This window comes from Aquaspirillum sp. (assembly GCF_055136605.1).
In genome coordinates this window covers 23,680-47,511 of sequence record NZ_JBSQVP010000017.1, presented here as the reverse complement: position 1 = coordinate 47,511, position 23,832 = coordinate 23,680, and the positions used below count along the sequence as shown (strand labels likewise).

The following is a 23,832-nucleotide window of genomic DNA, read 5'->3' as shown; positions in this document are numbered from 1 at the left end:
CACCACTTCCATCACGCTCAGGCCTTGGTCAACTACCATCCTCGCCACTTCTAGCTTGAAACTCGCATCATATTGACTACGTTTTGAATTCATTTCTTCTCCCTCGTTAAGATCTATCATGCCCTATCGAGGTGTCTACGGGTATTAGACCATTACAGACTACGTTTTGAATTCATTTCTTCCCCCTCGTTAAGATCTATCATGCCCTATCGAGGTGTCTACGGGTATTAGACCATTACATCATGCCCTATCGAGGTGTCTACGGGTATTAGACCATTACACCCTGCCGGGCGCACCCAAAAAAAGAAAACGAGATCAAATGATCTCGCTTTCTAGGTTTTATTCTTATTTTTCGCCTCCCCCCCAGTCAATCAAGGCCACCAATGGGGAAAGTGTTTTTGGATTAGAGCTTTCAAATCTTGTTCGAAAGGGGTGTTGGTGTGTGTGTGTTGGAGTGGGAGAGAGGAGTCGAGTAGGGGTTGACGAATCATGCCTGCGCCGATGGTGACGTTGGAGAGGCGATCGATGACGACGAAACTGCCAGTGGCTTGGCAGAGTTGGTATTCGTCGAAGGCGAGGGGGTTATCGAGTTCGATTTCGACGCGAGCGATGCCGTTTAATGGGAGTTGTTGGGCTGGGTGTTGTTCTAGGGAGTTGACATCGATTTGGTAGTCGATGGCGCGGATACGGCCACCGCTAAAGCTGGTACCTAGTTTGAAGTCGTAGCGTTTACCGATGTCGAGTGGTTGGTCGTGCATCCAGACGAGATCGGCGGCAAAAGCGCGTCCGAGATGGGTGTGTTGTTCGGCAGCGACGAGAATATCGCCACGGGAGATGTCGATTTCTTCTTGCAAGGTGAGGGTGATGGCGTCACCGGCGGTTGCGAGGTTGAGTTCACCTTCCCATGTAAGGATGGATTTGACAGTGGCGAGTTTGCCAGAGGGTAGGACTTTGATTTTTTGGCCGGGGCGAATGGTGCCGGCGGCTAAGGTGCCACAGTATCCGCGAAAATCGAGGTGTGGACGGTTGACATATTGGACGGGGAAACGTAGGTCGGTGAGGTTGTCGTCACGGTCGATTTCGAGAGTTTCTAAGATTTCTAGGAGTGGTAGACCTTGGTACCAAGGTGTGTGTTCGCTGGGACGGGCGACGTTATCGCCGGTGAGTGCGGAGAGGGGGACAAAGCGGATGTCACGGACGCCGAGTTTGTCTGCGAAATGTAGGTAGTCTTGGGTGATGTGGTCGAAGCGTTCTTGTGAGAATTGGACTAGGTCCATTTTGTTGACTGCGATCACAAAATGGCGGATGCCTAATAGGGCACAGATAAAGCTGTGGCGGCGGGTTTGTACTTGTACGCCATAGCGGGCATCAATCAGGATGATGGCGAGGCTGGCAGTTGAGGCGCCGGTTGCCATGTTGCGTGTGTATTGTTCGTGGCCGGGGGTATCGGCAATGATAAATTTACGGCGGTCGGTGGAGAAGTAGCGGTAGGCGACATCAATGGTGATGCCTTGTTCGCGTTCTGATTGTAGGCCATCGACTAATAGAGCTAGGTCGGGTGTGTCGCCGGTGGTGCCGTGAACACGGCTATCGCGGGTTACGGCGGCTAATTGGTCTTCAAAAATGCCTTTGGTGTCGTATAGGAGCCGGCCAATTAGGGTTGATTTACCGTCATCGACACTGCCACAGGTGATAAAACGCAGCAGGTCTTTTTCTTCGTGACGGCGTAGATAGGCAATGATGTCGGATTGCAATAGGTTGGTGCTGGTGTTGGTGGTGTGAGACATCAGAAATAGCCCTCGCGTTTTTTCTTTTCCATTGAGCCGGCTTGATCGTGATCGATGGCGCGGCCAGAGCGTTCGGAAGTGGTGGTCAATAACATTTCTTGGATGATGTCTGGCAGGGTGGTGGCTTGGGATTCGACAGCGCCTGTCAGGGGGTAGCAGCCTAAGGTGCGGAAACGCACTGATTTCATTTGTGGGGTTTCGCCTTCGCGTAGGGGAAGGCGTTCGTCATCGACCATGATCAGCATGCCATCCCGTTCTACGACGGGGCGAGGGGCTGAGAGGTAGAGTGGGACAATCGGGATGTTTTCTAACCAGATGTATTGCCAGATGTCGAGTTCGGTCCAGTTTGAGAGTGGGAAGACGCGAATGGATTCTCCACGGTTGACGCGACCGTTATATAGGTGCCATAGCTCGGGGCGTTGGTTTTTGGGATCCCAACGGTGAAAGCGATCTCGGAAGGAGTAGACACGTTCTTTTGCGCGTGATTTTTCTTCGTCACGTCGCGCACCACCAAAGGCAGCATCAAAACCATATTGATCTAGTGCTTGTTTGAGGGCATCGGTTTTCATGATGTCAGTGTATTTGGCACTGCCATGATCGAAGGGGTTGATATTGGCGGCTAACCCTTCTTGATTGGTATGGACAATGAGCTCCATGCCGGCTTGTTTTGCCATTTGATTCCGGAAGGTAATCATGTCGCGGAATTTCCATGTGGTGTCTACATGGAGTAATGGAAACGGTGGTTTGGCAGGGGCAAAGGCTTTGCGTGCTAGGTGTAGCATGACTGAGGAGTCTTTGCCGATGGAGTAGAGCATGACTGGATTGGAGAACTCGGCAGCGACTTCACGGATGATGTGAATGGATTCGGCTTCGAGTTGTTTGAGGTGGGTGCGACGGTGTGAGGACATGAAAGCGATTTCTCCGCAAACGGAAATCAAAAGTCCTGCCAGCATACACCGCTATAAAGAACTGTTTTGGTATTTTTAGCTATATGTTATGACGAAAAAGCATTAAGTGTGATCCTCCGCTAACACCGGCAACGATAAGACAAATCGAGTCCCACCTTCGGCAGGATGTTCAACGGTGAGGCTGCCTTTAGCGGCAGCGGCTAGACTGGCTGATAGCGTTAGACCCAAACCGAGACCATGTTCACCGGGCTTAGTCGTAAAGAAGGGTTCAAATAAATGATGGCGCAACTCTGGTGCAATACCGGGGCCGTTGTCTTGCACGATCAGGCGATAACGGTCGCGCTCCCCCTCCCCCGCCAACCACAGTTGACGTTCATGCTGCTCTGCCATCGCATCAAGCGCATTGACCATTAAATTCACCAAAATTTGCTCAAGACGAGTTTGATCAATCGCCAGCCGCGCATTGGGACAAGCGCGTTGTAAATTAACAGGCGTTCTTGCGAAGCGCGGATGCAACAAAAACAATGCCGCATCAATCGCCTGTTCCACTTCGGCTTCACCTTCATCCCCTGATCGACGAGCAAAAGCGCGCAAGCTGGCAGTGATGCGCCCCATCCGATCAACCAGCTCGTTAATTGTATGTAAATTGGTAGTGGCAGTATCAAGGGCACCGCGTTCTAAAAAGCGAATCGTATTGCCCGATAACGTCCGCAAAGCAGCAAGAGGTTGATTCAGTTCATGGGCAATGCTGGTCGACATTTGGCCAATCACAGCCAACTTACCCGCTTGCACCAGCTCATCTTGGGTACGCCGTAAATTATGTTCAGTTTGGCGCCGTTCATGAATTTCTTCACGTAAACGGGCATTGCTGGCGACTAAATCGGCAGTGCGTTCAGCAATTTTGCGTTCGAGTTCATTGTTTGCCGCTTGTAGGGCTTCGCGTGCCGCTAAGCGCGTGGCCAACACTTTACGCCGCTCATTCCACGCAATCATAAAAAAGGCAATAAAAGCAAACAATACAGCGGCTAACATGCCGTGGCTGACCGCATTACGTTGCACTTCATCTAACGGCGACAACACGGTCAAGTCCCACGGCGTATCGCTGAGACGGCGGGTTTGTGCCAAATAGCTTACAGTATTGGTCTCACCTTGTTCTGCATCAGCACTGCGCTGCAAGGTAATACGTTCAACCCCAGGCCCGAGAGGAAGCCGTTCAACAGGGTTGAGTTCAGTGAATGTCCACCAGTGATATTGCAAGCTGCGCACCAAGGCTTCCCGTTTTTCATCAGAAAGTGGATACACCGCTTTGAGACGGCGTTTGGGGTCACTGGATAAAATAATAATGCCATTTTCATCAGTAACGAAGGCTTCCAGCCGTGCTTTTTGCCAACGTGCCTCTAGTGCCTCTAAACGGATTTTGACCACACCCACACCGATAATCCGACCTTGATGGCGCAGGCCATGAGCAAGGTAGTAACCCGGTTCGCCGATGGTGCTACCGATACCATAAAAACGGCCTTGTTTACCGACAACCGCATCTTGGTAATAGGCGCGAAACGATAAATCTTCCCCTTGATAGCTGTCGGCATCTTTCCAATTACTGGTGGCCAACACACGCCCAGTCAGGTCTAACACATAGGTCACTCGGCTGCCGCTACGCGCATTCAACCCTTGCAAATAATGATTGACTTGGCGTTGGCGTTCGGTGGACGGTCGCAGCAATAAATCACTGACACCCGACTCCAATTCGAGCAAACTGGGTAGGTAGGTATAGCGATTGATCTCGCTTTCGACTGCTCGGGCATGTAATTCAAGTTGGCGTTCACCATTCTCGGTCAACGCCTGAATCCCGCTGCGCTCACTAATGCGATAGCCGCCATAGCCAAACCCGAACATCAGCAAAATGATTAAGGTAGGCAAGATAACGTGGCGCAACAACGGGAGTTTCACTTTAACTGGGTTCCGGTGTTGTCAAAGACGCTGATATCCACGGGAATCCCCTGCCGCACACTTTCTGACACGGTGCAAAACCCTTCAAACTGACTCAGGATACGGTCGAGGTGCTCCACTTCACTGGCTGCCACGGCAAGATGCAGTTGCACTCGAATCGCCAAAATCCGCAGGCGATTGTCCTCGTTACGGCCAATGGTGGCTTCGGCTTCGGTACGCAGAGGGCCGGCCTGTTGTTTGTATTTACCAAGCGCAAAAGTCAGACTGTCAGACAGACAATTAGCCACACCAGCAATCAATAATTGAGCAGGCGTTGGGCCATTGCCTTTGCCTAAGGGCGGGGGTTCATCTGCAATTAAAGCCGGTAAATGCTCAGCAAAATGAATTTGAAATTCAAAACCTTCATTCTGTTGTAATTGAACACGAACAACGCTATCACCTGACATACTATTTCTCCTTAAAAAGACCAGTGCTGTCGATGCTAACACAGGCAAGCCACGCTCTTGACGGTTATAATCGCTGTCGTTCAGGTGTCTGCTATGTCAAAACGACATCAGTAGGTGAAACGGGAAGTCGGTGCAAAACCGACGCTGCCCCCGCAACGGTAAGGTGAGTCAATAATGACACCGCCGCTTCATACCACTGTTTCAAACCGAAATGGGAAGGGAAGCGACGAGATAACCAAGCCCGGAGACCGGCCTGAGCCCGTGTCGGTGTGACACGGTTTGCCACAGAGTTTCGCGGGGCGCGAAACGCGAGCCACTGCCTTAGGCAATGTATCTTGCTGATCGTCTTCGCACTCTTACGTTGTGATTTCACCAAAGAGTGTTTTTTCATGTTCAAAGCTGTTTCCTGTTTTACGCTCACCGCCTCGGTCTTGACGGTTTCTCATGCTTATGCCCAAACCCCATCGGCAGAAGACAATACGCCAGCGTTAGAGGTGGTCGTGATTACCCCGACTCGTAGCGCCAGCCCGCTGCATCAGGTGGTCAATGATGTCACGGTGATTGATGAAACCGCCTTGCGCCAAGCGGCAGGTCAAACCTTGCCCGAGATTTTGGCGCGGCAAACGGGTGTGGTATTAACCAGCAATGGCGGTGCGGGACAACCAACCAGTCTGTTTTTGCGTGGGACAAATACCAACCAAACCGTGGTGTTAGTCGATGGTGTACGCGTTGCTTCTGCTGTGACAGGTGGCTCACCGTTGCACTTATTGCCGCCAGAACAAATTGAGCGCATTGAGATTGTGCGCGGCCCAGTGTCAGGGATTTATGGGGCAGATGCCATTGGCGGTGTGATTCAGATTTTCACCAAACAACATGGCAAAGGTTTAAGCGCCAGCGCTGGTTTTGGCTCGGATGGTCAACAGGTCTACCGTTTATCCGCAGCAGGCACAATCGGTGAACGTACCCGTTATGCCTTAACACTCGCACAACGCGAAACAGAGGGTTTCTCGGCCACGACGCGCAGCAACAGCTATAGCCATCACCCCGATAAAGACGGTAGCCGCAGCCAAAGCCTATCGTTGGCACTGCAACATCAATTCGATGGTGGTCATGAAATTGGCCTGCGGGCGCTGCAAATTCATAGCAACACCCAATACGACGCCGCCACCGGCAACCAATTTGATGATCGCAACCACACCCGTCAATCCACACTCAGCACTTGGTTTACCAGCCGCTTCAGTGATGAGTGGCAAGCGACGTTAACCTATGCGGATAGCCGCGATTGGTACGATAGCCGTTCACGTTCCCCCGATTGGGTGCGCGGTGGCTTTGCGCTCAGTAACAATCAATTTGGTTCACACGACCAACGTTGGACATGGTTGCATCAACTCACTTTGGGTCAGGCACAGCTCAATGCCGGGGTGGAATATCTGACACAAGAGGTGGAAGGAAGCTCGCGCTTTACCGAAGAACAACGCCACGTGAAAAGCGCCTTTGCCAGCTATTTAGCCAATTATGATGCGTTAACAGTACAAGCCTCTTTGCGTCATGATGACAATTCACAGTTTGGCGGCAAAACCACAGGCTCGTTTGGTCTTGGCTATCGCCTGCATCCAGAATGGCGTGTATTAGCGCAATATGGCACCGCCTACCGTGCACCAACCTTTGCCGATCTCTACCAAGATTTGCCAAGTGCCAGCTATCGCGGCAATCCCAACTTGCGTCCTGAACAAGCTTATAACCGTGAGCTGGCGCTGGAACATCGCAATGCTTATGGCCAAACCCGTTTGACTGGTTTTGATAAAAAAATCAAAGACTTGATTAGCTACGTTTCCGATCCAGTCACCTACCAAGGCACGATGGCGAATGTGCGGCAGGCCCGGATTAAAGGCGTCAGCTTAGACAGCCAATGGCAATTCGACCAATGGCAGTTGAAAGGCAATCTGAACTGGTTGCAAGCAAAAGATGCCGACAGCGACCGTTTCTTGCCTTATCGCCCACAGCGTTTTGCGGCGTTGAGTGTGGCACATCAGTTTGGTGATTTATCAGTCGGTGCAGAATGGCGTGCGGTGGGTCATCGCTACAGTGCAGCAAACAATGCTGCGCGCAGTCGCTTAGGAGGATATGCTTTGGGTAGCGTGTTTGCCGAATATCGGATTAACCGTCAATGGTCAGTCAACGGTCGGGTAGATAATGTATTTGATCGTGAATACACCGATTATGTTGGCTATCAAACGGCCGGTCGTTCGGTCTTTGCCGCCGTTCAGTACCAACCTTAATGCGTATCTCATGGCTATGGCTGGCCGCATTCGCTGCTAGCTTTGTCTCTGCCAACCCCATCACCGTGAAAGATGATGCCGGTGCCGTGGTGCGTTTATCGCAACCGGCCCAACGCATCATCAGCCTTGCCCCTCATGCAACAGAGTTGCTGTTTGCTGCCGGGGCAGGGCAAAAGGTGGTGGCGGTCAGCGAGTGGAGCGATTTTCCGGCAGCAGCAACAAAGCTGCCGAAAGTCAGCAGCGTGAACGGGATCCAGTTTGAAAAAGTGTTAGCACTACGCCCCGATTTGGTGGTGTTATGGGGCAGTGGGCAGGGACAACGGGATGCAGAACGCTTGCGGCAGTTAGGCTTATCCGTCTTTCTCAGCGAACCCCGTTCGTTGCAGGCTGTAGCAGATAGCCTATTACGCCTAGGCCAATTAGCCGGTTCCACCGCACAAGCTCAACACGCCGCCCAACAATTTCAACAGCAGTGGCAACAACTACAACAGCGTTATGCCTCAGCACAACCGCGACTTTCGGTGTTTGTGCAAATTTCTGCACGGCCACTGCTGACCATCGGCGGCAGACAATTTCTATCCGATTTGCTGCGGGGTTGTGGTGGCAGTAATGTGTTTGCTGATGTGGGGTTAGATGCGTTTCCTGTTTTACCTGAGCAGGTGTTGCGCCGCCAACCCCAAGTGATGCTTACCTTGGGGGAGAACACCGCAACGCTGCAACAGTGGCAAAGTTGGCCGCAGCTACCAGCCATCCAACAGCAACAACTCTATTCCCTGCCTGCCGATCCCCTCAGTCGCCCGGGCACACGCTTGGTGGAGGGAGCAAAAATGCTGTGCCATACCTTGGCACAAGCACGCAGTCATTTCCAACAGTAAAATCAATCCAAAAAATGGGCGGTATCTTGTTCTGGCACCATCGGTTGTGGGGCAGGCTGTTGGAATAAGTCACAGTAAGCGGTAAACACAGTTAACAGTGCCACGGGTAACCAAATAGGTAAGCCAAGGCCAAACGGAATAATCGCCAGCCCCAACAACGCAGCCATGAGCACCAAATACAATAAAACCGCCGGCCAATGCTTTAACGCAGTCAACAAACTGAGCCACATCGCCCGCAATGCCGGTAGTCCTTGAAACACCACTAAAGCGGGTGCTAACCAATAGGCCAACGCCACTGGCAATAAGAACAGCAAAAACCCAATCAGCAATACGGTCATCTGGCCATCGACCGATTGTGCAGAACGTAACAGGGCATCGCTTTCTGCCGGTACTGAATGGCCCCAAATACCAAGGCCAATTCCCAACACGATGGCGGCCAACACCATGCCTACGAGGTAATAGACACCTACCGTCAATAACGGTACAGGCTGTAGGCGGAAACCGGCAAACAATTGCTGCCAGCGTGGAGGAATGCCCATTTGTTGGCCAACCGCAGCATATAAAAACCCAGCGAGAAACGCTGGAGCACACAACACAGCCAATAATTGACCAATACCGGGAAGAAAGTGCATGAGTGCACTGACCAGAAAATGGCACCCTGCCAACATCAGCCATGCTTTGGGTTGTTGTTTAAGTAAGAAAAAAGCATCGCGAATCCAAAACCAGCCACGCAAAGTCTGTGTTTGTGGCGAAGTCGGTGGCGTAGGCAATGATGTCATGAAGAAAACCCTTATTTTATTAAACTGAGATCCTTGCGCTGGTTGCCGCCTATGGCAGCAATCGGCGATAATTACATGATTTTTTTACTCGCTTTTTTGCGTTCTTCCCTTTCCCGCCCGACAAGCAAGGTCTTTTCCTGAAAATGTTCATGCGTAAACAGCTCGCCAATGCCATCCGTGTTCTTAGCATGGATGCCGTACAACAGGCCAACTCTGGCCACCCTGGAATGCCAATGGGGATGGCAGATATTGCCGTTGCCCTGTGGAAATATCACCTCAAACACAACCCAAGCCACCCACAATGGGCCGACCGTGACCGGTTTGTGTTGTCCAACGGCCATGGCTCCATGTTGCTGTATAGCCTGTTGCATCTCACAGGATACGACGTGTCACGGGAAGACTTAAAAAACTTCCGCCAGCTGCACAGCAAAACCCCCGGCCACCCTGAATATGGTTACGCCCCGGGCATTGAAACCACGACTGGCCCCTTGGGGCAAGGGATTAGCAACGCAGTTGGGATGGCGCTGACAGAACGATTGTTAGCCGATGAATTCAACCGCGATGGCTTCCCTATCGTCAACCACCACACCTATGTGTTCTTGGGTGATGGCTGTTTAATGGAAGGGATTAGTCACGAAGCCTGCTCATTGGCTGGGACTTGGGGCTTGGGTAAGCTGATTGCCTTCTATGACGACAACGGCATTTCGATTGATGGTGATGTCGAAGGCTGGTTTACCGATGATACGCCAGCGCGCTTTGAAGCCTATGGCTGGCAAGTCATCCGTGCGGTGGATGGTCATGATATCGACGCCGTATTGCAAGCGATTGACGCAGCCAAAGCAGACAGCAACAAACCGACCTTGATTTGCTGCCGTACAGTGATTGGTAAGGGTGCACCCAATAAAGAGGGGGGGCATGATGTGCATGGCGCGCCCTTGGGTGCAGCCGAAATTGCTGCTGCACGCGAAGCGCTGCAATGGCCACATGCCCCATTTGATATTCCAGCGGACATCGCTGCTGAGTGGGATGCCCGTGCACAAGGTGCGGCTGCCGAAGCGGAATGGAACAGCCTGTTTGCTGCATACCGCAATGCCCATCCTGAATTAGCTGCAGAATTTGAGCGCCGGATGCAAGGCGAATTACCTGCCCAGTGGCAAGCGCATTATGAAGCGGCGATTGCTGCGGTTAACAGCAAAGCAGAAACCATCGCCACCCGCAAAGCATCACAAAACGCCATTGGTGTGTTTGCTGAAGTCTTGCCGGAATTGGTCGGTGGTTCAGCTGATTTAACCCCATCAAACCTGACCAATTGGAAAACCAGCCGCAGTATTTCGCGTGAAACCTCGGGCAACTATGTCCACTATGGCGTGCGCGAATTTGGTATGGCAGCGATTATGAACGGGATGGCCCTTCACGGCGGGGTAAAACCGTTTGGTGCCACGTTCTTGATGTTCAGTGAATACGCCCGCAATGCCTTGCGGATGGCGGCGTTGATGAAAATTAACCCGTTGTTTGTCTTTACTCACGACTCGATTGGTCTGGGTGAAGATGGCCCAACCCACCAGCCAGTGGAGCAAATCGCAACCCTGCGCTTGATTCCCAATATGAACGTATGGCGGCCATGCGATACGCTTGAATCCTTGATCGCTTGGGGTGAAAGCTTAGCTCGCCAAGATGGCCCGTCCACCTTGATCTTCAGCCGCCAAAACTTGCCATTTATCCAACGTGAAGCGCCGCAAATCGAAGACATTAAGCGCGGTGGTTATGTGTTGCGTGATGCAGATGAAGCACGGGCAGTGATTATTGCAACGGGTTCCGAAGTCGAATTGGCACTGAAAGCACAACAACAGCTGGCAGATGAAGGCTTGGCTGTACGGGTGGTGTCGATGCCATGTACCCGTTTGTTTGATCAGCAAACACGCAGTTATATCGAAGCGGTGTTGCCGCCAAACTTACCCCGCGTTGCCGTCGAAGCAGGAGTAACCGACTACTGGCGTAAATATGTCGGTTTGACCGGCGAAGTGGTGGGGATTGATTCCTTTGGTGAATCGGCACCTGCCTCGGTGTTGTTTGAGCATTTTGGTATTACCTCTGCCGCAGTGGTCAAAGCAGTCAAAGCAGTGCTGTAAATCGTAGCAGCCTAGGTTGGGGTGCCAATTATTGCACCTCAACACAACACAACTATCTCAGGAGAAAAACATGGCGATCCGTGTAGCGATCAATGGTTATGGCCGTATTGGCCGTCAAGTATTACGTGCAATCTATGAAAACAACCTGCGCGACGAGTTTGAAGTGGTGGCAGTCAATGCTTCTGGTGATTTAGCAACCAACGCCCACCTGACCCAATTTGACACCGTTCACGGCCGTTTTAACGCCACCATCAGCCACGACGACAACCATTTAATCGTAAATGGTGATGTGATTCCTTTCTTCTCAACCCGTAACCCTGCTGAATTACCGTGGGCAGCGTTGAATGTGGATTTGGTGATGGAATGTACCGGCGCTTTCACCACCAAAGAAAAATGCCAAGCTCACATTGATGCTGGCGCGAAAAAAGTCTTGATTTCTGCCCCAGGTGGCGACGATGTCGATGCGACCATTGTGTATGGCGTGAACCACGATGTGCTCACCGCCGACATGACTGTGGTGTCGAACGCTTCGTGCACCACCAATTGCTTAGCACCTGTTGCCAAAGCGTTGAACGATGGTTTGGGTATCAAAAAAGGTCTGATGACCACCATCCACGCTTTCACCAATGACCAAGTGTTAACCGATGTGCGCCATAAAGACCTGCGCCGCGCACGCTCCGCCACCCACAATATGATTCCAACCAAAACCGGCGCAGCCAAAGCTGTTGGTTTGGTATTGCCAGAACTGAAAGGCAAATTGGATGGCTTTGCAGTGCGCGTGCCAACCATCAATGTCTCGTTGGTGGATTTAACGTTTGAAGCCGGTCGTGACACCAGCGTTGCCGAAGTGAATGAAATCGTCAAAGCCGCTGCCGAAGGCGCAATGAAAGGGGTGTTGGGCTATAACACCTTGCCTTTGGTGTCGTCCGACTTTAATCACAGCAGCGAAGCCTCTTGCTTTGACAGCACCCTCACCAAAGTCAGCAATGGCAATATGGTGAAAGTATTGGCATGGTATGACAATGAGTGGGGCTTCTCGTGCCAGATGTTGAACACCGCCCGTGCTCTGTTTAACTGCTAAGAAAGCGGCAACAGCTTATGCAATTCAAGAAACTAACCGATCAGGCACTCGCCGGCCAGCGAGTGTTGATTCGCGTCGATATGAACGTGCCCGTGAAAAACGGCACCATCGGTGATGACACTCGGATCCGCGCTTCGCTGCCCTCGATTCAGCATGCCCTGTATAACGGCGCAGCAGTGATTCTGATGACCCACTTAGGCCGCCCCACCGAAGGTGAGCCTAAACCTGAAGACAGCTTAGCCCCCGTGGCTGCGCGCTTGGGCAGCTTGTTGGGTAAAACCGTGCCTGTGGTCAGCGATTGGCAAAATGGCTTATCGCTCAATCCGGGCGATGTGGTGATGTTAGAAAACGTGCGTCTTAACAAAGGGGAAAAGAAAAATAACCCCGATTTAGGACGTGCGTACGCCAACCTGTGCGACATTTTTGTCAACGATGCCTTTGGTACCGCCCATCGCGCCGAAGCGTCAACCCATGCCGTCGCGCAGTTTGCGCCGGTGGCATGTGCTGGTATCTTGTTGGCAGCCGAACTCGACGCCTTAGGCCGCGCTTTAGAAAGCCCTGCTCGCCCACTGGTGGCAATTGTGGCAGGTTCGAAAGTCTCGACTAAGCTGACCATTTTGGAATCGCTGGCCGATAAGGTCGATCAGTTAATCGTGGGTGGCGGGATTGCCAACACCTTCTTATTGGCTGAAGGTCATGGCATTGGTAAATCCTTAGCCGAGCCAGAATTGGTGGCAGAAGCACAAAAAGTGATTGCCAAGATCAAAGCCCGTGGTGGCAATGTGCCGTTGCCTGTTGATGTCGTCACCGCACCGGAATTTTCTGAGAATGCAGAAGACACTCTCAAGCCGGTGGAAGATGTCACCAAGAATGACATGATTCTCGACATCGGCCCACAATCCGCCGCCCAACTGGCTGATATTGTGGCTCAAGCTGGCACGGTGGTATGGAATGGGCCTGTCGGTGTGTTCGAGTTCGATCAATTCGCCGAAGGCACAGAAACCTTGGCCCGCGCCATCGCCGAGTCTAAAGCCTTCTCGATTGCCGGTGGCGGTGATACCTTGGCAGCCATTGCTAAGTTTGGTGTGACCGATAAAATCAGCTACATCTCGACCGGGGGTGGTGCGTTCTTGGAGTTCCTCGAAGGCAAACAACTGCCCGCAGTGGCCGTGTTAGCTGAACGAGCCTAAGCGTTAAAGGATAGGGTATGTCGCTCAATGCGTGGTTGTTATATGTCGCTACGGTGTTTTTTGTCTCGGCCACGCCGGGCCCGAATATGTTGTTAGCAATGACGCATGGTATTCGCTACGGCGTGCGCCATACCCTGCCCACTTTAGCCGGTTTGTTATTGGCCTTGGGCATCATCATGTGTGGTTCTGCCCTAGGACTCGGCGCTTTGCTCGCGACCTCGGAATTATTGTTCTCGGTGGTGAAATATGCTGGTGCAGCCTATTTGGTGTGGCTTGGCATTAAAACATGGCGCGCACCGGCCAGTCCTTTGCAAGAAAGCACAGCGGCAGCGGTCATCGATACCGCGTGGCAGCGTTTCCGCACGGGCTTTCTCGTCGCGATGAGCAACCCGAAGGCGTTTGTTTTTTTCACTGCCCTCTTCCCTCAGTTTATGAATGCCCAAGCCGATCAATCGGTGCAACTGGCCATCTTAGCGGCAACATTTTTTGTCATCGAAAGCACATGGCAAATCGTCTATGCCACCGGAGGTGCCAAGTTAAAAAGCTGGCTCAATACTCCCTTGCGCCTACAATGGCTCAATCGTTTTGCGGGTGGTTCTTTTGCTGTGGCTGGAGTGGCGCTCACCAGTGTGAGCAGACAGTGATAGGCAGTCTTTTCTTTTTGTAGCGCGGCCTGCCGCGCTGTTTTCTTTTTGGAGGTAGCCCGATGGCTCTCGTCTCTCTGCGTCAACTTCTCGATCATGCGGCTGAATTCAGCTATGGCCTGCCCGCTTTTAACGTGAACAACCTCGAACAAATGCGCGCCATCATGGAAGCCGCAGATAAAGTCGATGCACCGGTGATTGTGCAAGCCTCGGCAGGTGCGCGTAAGTATGCAGGTGCGCCGTTCTTGCGTCATTTGATTTTGGCAGCCGTGGAAGAATTCCCTCATATTCCAGTGGTGATGCACCAAGACCACGGCACCAGCCCAGATGTTTGCCAGCGTTCGATCCAGCTCGGCTTTAGTTCGGTGATGATGGATGGCTCGCTGAAATCCGATGGTAAGACCCCTGCCGACTATGCCTATAACGTCGATGTCACACGCACCGTGGTCAATTTTGCCCACGCTTGTGGGGTATCGGTAGAGGGCGAGATTGGCTGTTTAGGCTCTTTGGAAACCGGTAAAGCAGGTGAAGAAGATGGTGTGGGCGCAGAAGGCGTGTTGGATCACAGTCAGTTATTGACCGACCCAGAAGAAGCCGCACAATTTGTCAAAGATACCGGCGTCGATGCCTTGGCAATTGCGATTGGCACCAGTCATGGTGCTTATAAATTCAGCAAAAAGCCTACCGGAGATGTATTACGCATTGACCGTATTAAAGAAATCCATGCCCGTATTCCTAACACACACTTGGTGATGCACGGTTCTTCCAGCGTACCGCAAGAGTGGTTGCAGATTATCAACGAATTCGGTGGCGATTTAGGCGAAACCTACGGTGTGCCAGTCGAAGAAATTGTTGAGGGGATTAAACACGGCGTGCGTAAGGTGAATATCGATACCGATTTACGCTTGGCCTCCACCGGTGCTATCCGTCGTTTCTTGGCACAACACCCCAACGAATTCGACCCACGTAAGTATCTGAAAGCCTCAACCGATGCCATGCGTGATATTTGCATCGCACGCTATGAAGCTTTTGGCGCGGCAGGGATGGCAAGCAAAATTAAACCCGTCAACCTCGACCTGATGGCAAACCGCTATGCCAAAGGTGAGTTAGCACAAATCGTACGTTAATTACTGCTGCAAAAAACATTTTCGTAGCAGTGCGTTGCCATCTTGCGGAAAAAACTTCCGTTTTTTAAGATAGGAACAACAAGTAAAAAAGCTCCCGAGTAATTGGGAGCTTTTTTATTTATCTTAAATAATGGTATTGACCAGAATTAATATTCCCAGAAAATCCGTTGCAATTCTTTACTGTCTTGGGTTTTGGTTAAAGCAACAGAGGCCAAGATACGGGCCTTTTGTGGGTTGAGGTCATGTGCTACCACCCAATCATATTTATCATCAGGCTGTTCGGCATTACGCAAAACAAAACCGCCAGCATTGACACGAGAAGAACGAATGATATGCACACCACTTTGGCGAATTTCTTGTAATGCAGGGACGACCTTCGCAGCCACAGAGCCATTACCTGTACCTGCATGGATAATCGCTTTTGCCCCTTGCTGCGCAAACGCCTTGTATGCGGTGTCGGTTACATTGCCATAACCATAAGCGATATCAACTGGCGGCAAGGTATTAATGCGCTTGATATCAAACTCTGAGTTCATCGTGTGGCGTTTAGCTGGCAAACGGAACCAATAGGTTTTTCCCTCGACAATCATACCAAGAGGGCCCCAAGGACTCTTGAAAGCTTCCGTTTTAATGTTGATGGCTTTGCTGACGTCGCGGCCAGAATGAATTTCATCATTCATCGCCACCAACACCCCTTTACCGCGTGAATCTTTACTGCCAGCAACCGCAACGGCATTGTAAAGATTTAACATGCCATCGGCTGACATGGCAGTCCCAGGGCGCATCGAACCAACCACCACGATAGGCTTGTCGGTACGCTGAACTAAGTTAAGGAAGTAGGCGGTTTCTTCCAAAGTATCGGTGCCGTGGGTAATGACTACACCATCAACATCGCTACGTTTCACCAACTCGGCAACATGTTTGCCTAATTGCAACAAATGATCGTTCGTAAAGCTTTCCGATGCAATTTGGAAAACTTGCTCACCGCGAACCTGAGCGATATGACTCAACTCGGGCACACCAGCAATCAATTTGTCGACTGGGACTTTAGCTGCCTGATAGGTTGCGCTATTGGCTGCACTTGCGCCAGCCCCTGCAATCGTCCCACCCGTGGCTAAGATCACCACATTAGGCAATTTTGCCTTGGCCGCTTCTGCATGAGCGGCTTGGTAAGGCAACAAAAACATCATCGCAGCAAAGCAAGGTGCCAGCTTGTGGAGGGTTTTCATCGTTTCTTCCTCTTGAAAACAACGAACAAAAAAAAGCTGCTGAATATTTCACTCAGCAGCCAAGGGGGACAAAATCAGTGTTGCAAAATCTTTGCGAGGAATTGCTTCGCACGATCGGAACGGGCATCGACATTGCCAAAAAATTCTTCTTTATGGCAATCCTCAACAATTTGCCCACGATCCATAAAGATCACACGGTTTGCCACTTTGCGGGCAAACCCCATTTCGTGGGTGACACACATCATCGTCATGCCTTCTTGAGCCAACTGCACCATGACATCCAACACTTCATTCACCATTTCGGGATCGAGTGCTGATGTGGGTTCATCGAATAGCATCACGATGGGATCCATCGCTAGGGCTCGTGCAATCGCCACCCGTTGTTGTTGACCACCAGAGAGCTGACCAGGGTATTTATGTGCATGTGCCTTCAAGCCAACGCGGTCGAGCAGTTTTAAGCCTTTATCTGTGGCTTCTTCTTTGCTACGACGCAACACCTTCATTTGGGCAATGGTCAGGTTTTCGGTAATCGACAGGTGAGGGAACAGTTCGAAATGTTGGAACACCATCCCCACTCGTGAGCGCAGTTTTGGCAAATCGGTTTTGGGATCGGCAATCGATGTGCCGTCGACCACAATATCACCCTTCTGAAAGGGTTCTAGTGCATTCACACATTTAATCAAGGTCGATTTACCAGAACCCGACGGGCCACAGACCACCACCACCTCGCCTTTTTTGACTTCGGTTGTGCAATCGGTCAAGACTTGAAATTCGCCGTACCACTTGCTGACATTTTTAATCGAGATCATACCGTTAACCTTTTTTGCAAACGCTTAACCAATAACGAGGCGGAGAAGCTGATGGTGAAATACACCAGACCGGCAAAAATCAGGAACTCATGCGGCTGGCCGATAATATCGCCCCGTGAACGGGCGGCGTTCAAGAAGTCCATCAAACCGACGGCGTACACTAACGAGGTGTCTTGGAACAAAATAATGCTTTGTTGTAACAACAACGGCGTCATCTTACGGAATGCTTGAGGCAGAATAATCAGCCGCATGACTTGGCCGTAATTCATCCCTAAAGCATAAGCAGCGCCCATCTGTCCTTTGGGAATTGATTGAATCCCTGCCCGCACAATTTCACAGAAATAGGCAGCTTCAAACATCATGAAAGCCACTAAACACGAGGTGAATGCACCAATCGGCATGTCTTCACCTGTGATCCAGCGCAAGACAAACGGCACGGCAAAATAGAACCACGTAATCACCAACAGCAACGGGATCGAACGGAAATAGTTCACATAGGCACCGGCCAATCTCGAGAGCAGAGGATTGTGCGACAAGCGCATCAAAGCCAAGACTGTCCCCAATGCCACCCCACCGATCACGCCCAATACCAACAACTTGAGCGTCATCGCCATCCCTTCCCACATCCCGGGAAGGGCGGGAATAATTGCACTAAAGTCCATTATTTACCTCCCACCGAAATCAGGCCTGGAACAGCTACTTTCTTTTCTACCCAGCGCATCAACAGCATCAAGCTCATATTGAGAGTGAAGTAGATAATCGTTGCTAAGGTAAAGGCTTCAAACAAATTGGCAGTAAATTCAGCAGTTTGTTTGGTCTGTGCCAACAGCTCCATCAAGCCAATCAACGAGGCAACCGAAGAGTTTTTGAAGATATTCAGGAACTCGGAGGTCAGCGGTGGAATGATGATGCGGAAAGCCTGCGGTAACAGAATTTGCGAATAGATTTGAGGTAATTTGAACCCTAAAGCATAGCCTGCGGCAGCTTGGCCTTTAGGCAGCGCTTGAATACCGGTCCGGACTTGTTCACAGACACGAGCAGCGGTAAATAATCCCAAACAGACAACGACGCTCAGATAGGCTGAAGTAGCAGGGTTTAAATCTTGTTTAAACCACATCTCGATCGGTTCGGGTAACAGATCGGGGATTAAGAAATACCAGAGAAACAGTTGTACCAACAACGGTACGTTACGGAAAAGCTCGACATAGGCTGTGGCCAAGCCAGACAGCCAGCGGTTTGGTACGGTACGCAATACCCCCAATACCGAGCCCAAGAATAAAGCGATTAACCAGCCGATCAACGCAACGGCAATGGTCCAGCCCAAGCCAGAAATAAACCAATCAAGATAAATTTCTTGACCAATTCCAGTGGACTTAAAGAAAACACCCCAGTCCCAGTTGTAATCCATCGACATCCCCTTTTCATGCAGAAACCGGCATTGCACAACATGGCATACCGGTACGCCCTACTGACAACAAGGGGACGAGCCCCTTGTTGTTTATAAACCAACTGGCTTACATTTGTTCGGCAGATTTGTCGGTTGGCTTGGCGATCAGTTGTTTCAACTCATCGCTCATTGGGAAGTTCAGGTTCAGGCCTTTAGGTGGGATGGGCTGTTGGAACCACTTGTTGTAAATCTTGTTGATTTCACCTGATTTGTAAGTGGCAACGATGGCATCATCCACCACTTTCTTAAAGGCAGCATCGCCCTTACGCACCATACATCCGTAGATTTCAAACGATTGTGGCTTACCGGTGACCACCCAGTCAGCAGGGTTTTTCGCCTTCGCCATTTCACCGTATAACAGTGCATCGTCCATCATAAAGGCGGCAGCACGGCCCGATTCCAGCATCAAGAACGATTCACCGTGATCTTTTGCGCTGATGATGTTCATGCCCAACTGTTTCTCCACATTCATGGCTTTCAACAGTCGCTCAGAGGTGGTGCCAGCGGTGGTAACAACGTTTTTACCCTTCAGATCAGGGAAATCGTTGATACCAGAGGTTTTCTTGGTCAGCAAACGGGTACCGATTTCAAAAATCCCTACCGAGAAGTCAACTTGTTTCTGACGCTCAAGGTTATTGGTTGTCGAACCGCATTCGAGGTCAACGGTGCCGTTTTGCACCAGCGGAATACGAGTTTGAGAGGTGACCAGATTGTATTTGACTTTCAAGCTAGGCAGTTTCAGCTCTTTTTTCAGTGCTTCAACTACTTTCAGTTGCAAGTCGTGAGAATACCCAATCGGCTGGGAAGGATCGTTACCGAGGTAGGAGAATGGAATCGAGGCATCGCGATGACCCAAGACGACAGTGCCCGAGTCTTTGATTTTTTTCAGCGTGCCGGTTAATTCTGCTGCAAAAACCGGCGTCGATAATACGGCAGCAGCGATAGCAGCCAAAGCGAAAGGGGTAGTACGCATGAAAGAAAGCTCCTCTTTTGTACGAAATAAGCCGATTGTTCTGAGTCAGGCTTTACACGTCCTATAACGCAGAATCTGTGCCAATTTTGTAACAAACCACAAAAGAAGAGAAAACACACAATAAAACAATACATTAAATAGAAAAGGCTGTGATGCACTTCACAATAGCCATCAAGCTAACAGTCGAAATTCCGAATTTACGTTTCGTTATCTGTTCGGAATTCCGAACGTTATCGTGTAGCAGACGCCGCCAACTGCGCTATGGCGTAGGCTGCGGCTGCCATGCCAAAACTGGCTGTTACCATCATGCTTGAACCAAAACCGGCACAGTTCAAGCCACTGGCAGTGGCACAGCTTTGGGTGGGATACCGCAAGACTTCGGTGGAATAGACACAGGGAACCCCAAACTTTTTCTTTATATCGCGGGGAAATCCATGATGTTTACGCAGTTGGGCGCGCAATTTGGCGGCAATCGGATCTTGTGTCGTGCGGCTTAAATCATCAATACAAATTTTGGTTGGGTCAATTTGTCCACCGGCTGCGCCGCTGACAATCAAAGGTTGTCTTTGTCGTTGACACCATGCAATCAAGGCCACTTTAGCGCGGATACTGTCAATCGCATCCAACACAAAATCATAGCGTGGGGCCAAATAGCGTTCTAAGTTATCGGCTTCGACAAAATCTTCAATTACATTCACGCGACACCCCGGATGAATCAGTGCAATTCGTTCTGCCATCGCCTGTACTTTCGGTTTCCCGAACTCGCCACTGACAGCATGCACTTGGCGATTTACATTCGACTCGGCAACATTATCCAGATCAATCAATGTTAATTCGCCGATACCCGTTCGCGCCAAGGCTTCGGCAGCCCATGAACCTACCCCACCAATACCAATCACACAGCAATGTGCTGTGGTAAGACGCTGTTGCGCTGCTTCACCATATAAACGACCAATGCCGCCAAAGCGACGGTTAAAATCTGGTTCGGAGTAGGTTGTGGTTACCATGTTCGGCGAACACCTATACTAAAAGCATGACTGTTGACATCGAATAATTCGAGATTGGCATTTTGTCGACTGACTTCGATACTGCCTAACGCCTGCCAATGACGAGACAGAGGATAGCGATATTCTGCGCGAGCCGTCCAACGTTGGACTCGACGAGCGAGGCCATTGGCTAATAAGGGGCTATAGCTGCGATCATCGCGTTGTAAGCTGTAGTTCAAATCAGTATCCAATACACCACCAGCCAAGGGCCAACTGGCTGCTGCACGCGCTTCAAGACGCCATTGGCCACCGCCGGCACGCCGGCGGGCGGCATCATCACGTCCCGCACGGAGGATAAAGCTGGTGCGCGCCTGATGATGACAGGAAAGCCCAACAGACAGCGCCGCAAAACGACCATCTAATTCTGGGGTTTGTGGATATTGCCGCCACTCACTGTCCCAACCCACCCGTGGCCGGCAGTCTGCCCATTGCCAATCTTGTGCCAACGAGATCCGCGCTGAACGGTAGAGTGTTTCGCCGTTGTAATGCAAAAAGCTGCTGCCAACAGACAATAAGGCATCCCCTAGTGTATTGGGATGAAGATAGGCGGCGACGGTATCAATTTGGGCATAGTCCACACCGCGTACACTCGGGCTATGACGTAGGCGCATATCACCGTAAAACAAGAGACTGCCGCCCGAATCCAAGGGGTGGGAAAGATCACCATTAAACTCTAGGCTGGCCGTGAGACCGCTTTGCCGGCGGTAACTTTCTGCCAACAACAGCGGTAAATTGCCATCAGGTAAGGTAAGTGTCAGTCGGTCAATACGTGGGGCGCTGGTTAAATTGCTGTCGTAGCCCAAACGAGAAGTTAGATAGGCACGACTGAGCCAAATATGCCCCAAGGCTTTATAGCGCGTTTGTAAAACTGACTCCAGATGGGGAGGGAGGTCAGGTCGAGCGAGGACTTCTTGTAATAACTGACGGGCGGCCCGTGTTTCACCTAAGCTGGTTAAAGCTTCGGCATAATCAATTTTTGCTACCATCAATTCTGGATTAAGCAATAACGCTCGCTCAAGCCGATCGGCAGCATCGTGTGGACGATTGAGGGCATTTAACAATGCACCATGCCATGCTAAATAATGCGCATCACGCTCACAACGCGCAGCATAAGCCGCCACCGCTTGTTCGCGTTGTTTAAGTTCTTCCCATGAATGGGCTGCAGGGACACCGACGCCATGAGGACAGGACAGACTTTCGGCATACAACAGAGGAGAAGAAAGAAGGACGAAAAAATTAATCAGCCAAAGCAGGCGCATAAACACAATGCGGATGTCGCAGTCCTTCGAGTAAGAAAAAGCCCTGCGAGACCACGCTGTTTGGGGTTAATCGCGCGGCCAGACCAGAACCAAGTAAAATGGGTTGTGCCAATTCTGGCGTGAGCATTTGTAGCCGTGCGGCTATCGTGACGGTTTGACCCAAAGCGGTGTGGGCGCGGCGCGTTGCCAGACCAAATGAACCGACTAGGGCTTCACCACTTTCAAGCCCCATCCCTAGTGCCAAAGGTTCGAGACCATATTGCTCTACCTCTGGCAACTCGGCTTCGACTGCAACCAACAAAGCACGAGCCGCAGCCAAGGCATGGATCGGATGATTGTCGCAACGAGAAGGCGCATTCCATACCGCCATGACGGCATCACCTTGGAATGCCTCTACCACACCGCCATAATTCTCTACGATACGAGTGGCACAAGTAAAGAAGTTATGCAGCAACGTCGCCGCTTCTTCTGGGGGACGATTCTCACAAAACGCTGAGAAATTACGAATGTCAGCAAATAAAACGGTGATATCGCGGCGTTCGGCTTCGATGGTGCTAGAAGGTCGTTTGAGCGCCAATGTGTTAGCCACAGGTGCAGGTAGGTAACTGGTGAGGTTGGCAAATAAACGTTCACGTTCAAAACGAGTGCGCGCATATTCAACCAAAGTCAGCAATAACCCTGCGCTGATGGCAAACCCTGCAGGAAACACCCATCCTAACCACAGTTGTTGTTGTAACAGCAGATGAGCTTGAGCGAAGTAACACACCATCCCCAAACTTAAACCGGTCATTGGCAAAACGACCATTGCCGCCCGTCCACGCCAAGTAGACAGCGCCAACAGCATCAGCGCGATGGCCAATACAGCAATATGTTGTATGACCGAGGCACCACGCGGGGTATATGGTAAGCGTTGATCTAATAAAGCCGACAACCACTGGGCATGTACACCGACGCCACCCACTGCACCACCATGAGGCGTTGGTACAGCATCGCCGATACCAAATGCCGTTGCACCAATTAAGACCCAACTGCCACGCAGCAAGTCATCTGGGACTTTGCCATGCAAAATATCAGCAGCAGAGACCGAAATAAACGACTCTGGGCTTAACAAATACGATAATCGAGCATTGCCCTGTGCATCTAGGGGCAGCCGCCATTCTGGGGCATCGGGGCTGGTGAGCCACTGCTCGGGTGAGCGCCAATCCTCTCCAGCAGATAAACTGAGCTGTGCCGGCAGTTTAGCACCGGCCAAAATGGCAGCGAGACCTAAGGCTGGATAGGCTTGGTTTTGGTAACAAACTAAAGCGGGTAGTTGCCGAATCATGCCATCTTGTGCAATGCGTGGTGTGATATGCCCGGCATTCACACCTTTTAACACCGCACTATTTGCCACATAACCCCGAGCCTGTGGCAAGGTGGCACATGGTGGCTGCCGTAACGCGCCTTGTAGCACACCGGCTTGGGCGGCAGCCCCTTGGTCAACTGCAAACACTTGCGCCAGAACCGAGGGGGTACGTTGTAGCGTGGTGGCAAAAACATCATCGCCCTCTCGTGACTCAGGAAACACAATATCGTAGATGTGCAATGGGCTGCCAAGGTTGGTTAACTGTTGGCTTAATGCAGCCATCGTATCGCGTGACCAAGGCCAAGGGCCTACTTCGGCCAAACTTTTTTCATCAATGTCGACAATCACAAAGCGGCGTTCAACCTGATGTTCTGCACCAAGACGCCAAATCAAATCACCACCACGTTCTTCTAAATTACGAACGAGGTGGGGAAACCCATGCTGCACAAGCAGCATACACAGATAGGCCAGTAATAGCGCAGAAAAACGACCAAGCCAGCGTGCAAGTTGTTGCTGTCGAGACATGGAA

Annotated in this window: 20 protein-coding genes and 1 riboswitch; of the genes, 7 read left to right on the top strand and 13 right to left on the bottom strand. The window is 51.1% G+C overall.

Features of this window, described 5'->3' with window-relative positions; genetic code table 11:
- Positions 1-371: 371 nt before the first annotated feature.
- The 4 genes from cysN to ACTBZS_RS04610 form a co-directional block, all read right to left on the bottom strand.
- Positions 372-1,787, bottom strand: a complete 1,416-nt coding sequence (gene cysN, locus ACTBZS_RS04625) for a sulfate adenylyltransferase subunit CysN (protein WP_460430663.1) — start codon at positions 1,785-1,787, stop codon at positions 372-374.
- Positions 1,787-2,695 (bottom strand): sulfate adenylyltransferase subunit CysD, encoded by a 909-nt coding sequence (gene cysD, locus ACTBZS_RS04620; RefSeq protein ID WP_463043413.1) that lies wholly within the window; start codon positions 2,693-2,695, stop codon positions 1,787-1,789. The genes cysN and cysD overlap by 1 nt, the downstream gene beginning before the upstream one ends.
- A gap of 102 nt (positions 2,696-2,797) precedes the next feature.
- Positions 2,798-4,645, bottom strand: coding sequence for a sensor histidine kinase (locus ACTBZS_RS04615; RefSeq protein WP_463043412.1), 1,848 nt, complete (start codon positions 4,643-4,645; stop codon positions 2,798-2,800).
- Positions 4,642-5,091, bottom strand: coding sequence for an OsmC family protein (locus ACTBZS_RS04610; protein ID WP_463043411.1), 450 nt, complete (start codon positions 5,089-5,091; stop codon positions 4,642-4,644). The genes ACTBZS_RS04615 and ACTBZS_RS04610 overlap by 4 nt, the downstream gene beginning before the upstream one ends.
- 65 nt (positions 5,092-5,156) lie before the next feature.
- Positions 5,157-5,362, top strand: a riboswitch (cobalamin riboswitch).
- 118 nt (positions 5,363-5,480) lie between these two features.
- Here ACTBZS_RS04610 and ACTBZS_RS04605 point away from each other — a divergent pair.
- Together ACTBZS_RS04605 and ACTBZS_RS04600 are read left to right on the top strand one after the other, a co-directional pair.
- Positions 5,481-7,370 carry a TonB-dependent receptor domain-containing protein gene (locus ACTBZS_RS04605; protein WP_463043410.1) on the top strand — a complete coding sequence of 630 codons (1,890 nt, stop codon included), beginning with the start codon at positions 5,481-5,483 and terminating at the stop codon, positions 7,368-7,370.
- Positions 7,370-8,245, top strand: coding sequence for a cobalamin-binding protein (locus tag ACTBZS_RS04600; protein WP_463043409.1), 876 nt, complete (start codon positions 7,370-7,372; stop codon positions 8,243-8,245). Before ACTBZS_RS04605 ends, ACTBZS_RS04600 begins: the two co-directional genes overlap by 1 nt.
- A gap of 2 nt (positions 8,246-8,247) precedes the next feature.
- Here ACTBZS_RS04600 and ACTBZS_RS04595 read toward each other — a convergent pair whose 3' ends face one another.
- Complete coding sequence (locus ACTBZS_RS04595; protein WP_463043408.1) at positions 8,248-9,024, bottom strand: BPSS1780 family membrane protein; 777 nt, start codon at positions 9,022-9,024, stop codon at positions 8,248-8,250.
- A gap of 143 nt (positions 9,025-9,167) precedes the next feature.
- Between ACTBZS_RS04595 and tkt the strand changes: the two genes are divergently transcribed.
- The 5 genes from tkt to fba all read left to right on the top strand — a co-directional run bounded on the left by tkt (position 9,168) and on the right by fba (position 15,195).
- Positions 9,168-11,153, top strand: coding sequence for a transketolase (tkt, locus tag ACTBZS_RS04590; RefSeq protein WP_463043407.1), 1,986 nt, complete (start codon positions 9,168-9,170; stop codon positions 11,151-11,153).
- A 70-nt stretch (positions 11,154-11,223) separates the two neighbouring features.
- The gene (gene gap / locus ACTBZS_RS04585) at positions 11,224-12,234 is read left to right on the top strand and encodes a type I glyceraldehyde-3-phosphate dehydrogenase (RefSeq protein ID WP_022654278.1); all 1,011 of its coding nucleotides are present in this window, start codon (positions 11,224-11,226) and stop codon (positions 12,232-12,234) included.
- Between the two features lie 17 nt (positions 12,235-12,251).
- Positions 12,252-13,424 (top strand): phosphoglycerate kinase, encoded by a 1,173-nt coding sequence (locus ACTBZS_RS04580; RefSeq protein WP_460430672.1) that lies wholly within the window; start codon positions 12,252-12,254, stop codon positions 13,422-13,424.
- 17 nt (positions 13,425-13,441) lie between these two features.
- On the top strand, positions 13,442-14,068 hold the full coding sequence (locus tag ACTBZS_RS04575; protein ID WP_460430673.1) for a LysE family translocator: 627 nt from the start codon (positions 13,442-13,444) through the stop codon (positions 14,066-14,068).
- Between the two features lie 62 nt (positions 14,069-14,130).
- Positions 14,131-15,195 (top strand): class II fructose-bisphosphate aldolase, encoded by a 1,065-nt coding sequence (gene fba / locus ACTBZS_RS04570; protein ID WP_022654281.1) that lies wholly within the window; start codon positions 14,131-14,133, stop codon positions 15,193-15,195.
- Between the two features lie 146 nt (positions 15,196-15,341).
- Here the strand turns inward: fba and ACTBZS_RS04565 are convergent, their stop codons facing one another.
- From ACTBZS_RS04565 to ACTBZS_RS04530, 8 genes are all read right to left on the bottom strand, one after another.
- On the bottom strand, positions 15,342-16,424 hold the full coding sequence (locus ACTBZS_RS04565) for an asparaginase (protein ID WP_463043406.1): 1,083 nt from the start codon (positions 16,422-16,424) through the stop codon (positions 15,342-15,344).
- A gap of 74 nt (positions 16,425-16,498) precedes the next feature.
- Positions 16,499-17,233, bottom strand: coding sequence for an amino acid ABC transporter ATP-binding protein (locus ACTBZS_RS04560; RefSeq protein WP_460430416.1), 735 nt, complete (start codon positions 17,231-17,233; stop codon positions 16,499-16,501).
- On the bottom strand, positions 17,230-17,895 hold the full coding sequence (locus tag ACTBZS_RS04555) for an amino acid ABC transporter permease (protein ID WP_460430417.1): 666 nt from the start codon (positions 17,893-17,895) through the stop codon (positions 17,230-17,232). The genes ACTBZS_RS04560 and ACTBZS_RS04555 overlap by 4 nt, the downstream gene beginning before the upstream one ends.
- On the bottom strand, positions 17,895-18,641 hold the full coding sequence (locus ACTBZS_RS04550; RefSeq protein ID WP_463043405.1) for an amino acid ABC transporter permease: 747 nt from the start codon (positions 18,639-18,641) through the stop codon (positions 17,895-17,897). Before ACTBZS_RS04550 ends, ACTBZS_RS04555 begins: the two co-directional genes overlap by 1 nt.
- Before the next feature lie 106 nt (positions 18,642-18,747).
- Entirely contained in the window at positions 18,748-19,653 is a 906-nt protein-coding gene (locus ACTBZS_RS04545; RefSeq protein WP_463043404.1) for a glutamate/aspartate ABC transporter substrate-binding protein, read from the bottom strand.
- Positions 19,654-19,883: 230 nt separating this feature from the next.
- Positions 19,884-20,660 (bottom strand): tRNA cyclic N6-threonylcarbamoyladenosine(37) synthase TcdA, encoded by a 777-nt coding sequence (tcdA, locus tag ACTBZS_RS04540; RefSeq protein ID WP_463043403.1) that lies wholly within the window; start codon positions 20,658-20,660, stop codon positions 19,884-19,886.
- A complete protein-coding gene (locus ACTBZS_RS04535) occupies positions 20,654-21,958 on the bottom strand; it encodes a tetratricopeptide repeat protein (RefSeq protein WP_463043402.1) in 1,305 nt (434 codons plus the stop codon). The genes tcdA and ACTBZS_RS04535 overlap by 7 nt, the downstream gene beginning before the upstream one ends.
- Entirely contained in the window at positions 21,936-23,828 is a 1,893-nt protein-coding gene (locus ACTBZS_RS04530) for a CHASE2 domain-containing protein (RefSeq protein ID WP_463043401.1), read from the bottom strand. Before ACTBZS_RS04530 ends, ACTBZS_RS04535 begins: the two co-directional genes overlap by 23 nt.
- Positions 23,829-23,832 lie beyond the last annotated feature (4 nt).

Coding starts and splice junctions, on each gene's coding strand:
- ACTBZS_RS04595 (WP_463043408.1), bottom strand. CDS start 9,024: ATGACATCATTGCCTACGCCACCGACTTCGCCACAAACACAGACTTTG.
- ACTBZS_RS04580 (WP_460430672.1), top strand. CDS start 12,252: ATGCAATTCAAGAAACTAACCGATCAGGCACTCGCCGGCCAGCGAGTG.
- cysD (WP_463043413.1), bottom strand. CDS start 2,695: ATGTCCTCACACCGTCGCACCCACCTCAAACAACTCGAAGCCGAATCC.
- ACTBZS_RS04600 (WP_463043409.1), top strand. CDS start 7,370: ATGCGTATCTCATGGCTATGGCTGGCCGCATTCGCTGCTAGCTTTGTC.
- ACTBZS_RS04610 (WP_463043411.1), bottom strand. CDS start 5,091: ATGTCAGGTGATAGCGTTGTTCGTGTTCAATTACAACAGAATGAAGGT.
- ACTBZS_RS04530 (WP_463043401.1), bottom strand. CDS start 23,828: ATGTCTCGACAGCAACAACTTGCACGCTGGCTTGGTCGTTTTTCTGCG.
- ACTBZS_RS04545 (WP_463043404.1), bottom strand. CDS start 19,653: ATGCGTACTACCCCTTTCGCTTTGGCTGCTATCGCTGCTGCCGTATTA.
- tcdA (WP_463043403.1), bottom strand. CDS start 20,660: ATGGTAACCACAACCTACTCCGAACCAGATTTTAACCGTCGCTTTGGC.
- ACTBZS_RS04565 (WP_463043406.1), bottom strand. CDS start 16,424: ATGAAAACCCTCCACAAGCTGGCACCTTGCTTTGCTGCGATGATGTTT.
- ACTBZS_RS04555 (WP_460430417.1), bottom strand. CDS start 17,895: ATGGACTTTAGTGCAATTATTCCCGCCCTTCCCGGGATGTGGGAAGGG.
- tkt (WP_463043407.1), top strand. CDS start 9,168: ATGTTCATGCGTAAACAGCTCGCCAATGCCATCCGTGTTCTTAGCATG.
- ACTBZS_RS04605 (WP_463043410.1), top strand. CDS start 5,481: ATGTTCAAAGCTGTTTCCTGTTTTACGCTCACCGCCTCGGTCTTGACG.
- ACTBZS_RS04550 (WP_463043405.1), bottom strand. CDS start 18,641: ATGGATTACAACTGGGACTGGGGTGTTTTCTTTAAGTCCACTGGAATT.
- ACTBZS_RS04535 (WP_463043402.1), bottom strand. CDS start 21,958: ATGCGCCTGCTTTGGCTGATTAATTTTTTCGTCCTTCTTTCTTCTCCT.
- ACTBZS_RS04560 (WP_460430416.1), bottom strand. CDS start 17,233: ATGATCTCGATTAAAAATGTCAGCAAGTGGTACGGCGAATTTCAAGTC.
- fba (WP_022654281.1), top strand. CDS start 14,131: ATGGCTCTCGTCTCTCTGCGTCAACTTCTCGATCATGCGGCTGAATTC.
- cysN (WP_460430663.1), bottom strand. CDS start 1,787: ATGTCTCACACCACCAACACCAGCACCAACCTATTGCAATCCGACATC.
- gap (WP_022654278.1), top strand. CDS start 11,224: ATGGCGATCCGTGTAGCGATCAATGGTTATGGCCGTATTGGCCGTCAA.
- ACTBZS_RS04575 (WP_460430673.1), top strand. CDS start 13,442: ATGTCGCTCAATGCGTGGTTGTTATATGTCGCTACGGTGTTTTTTGTC.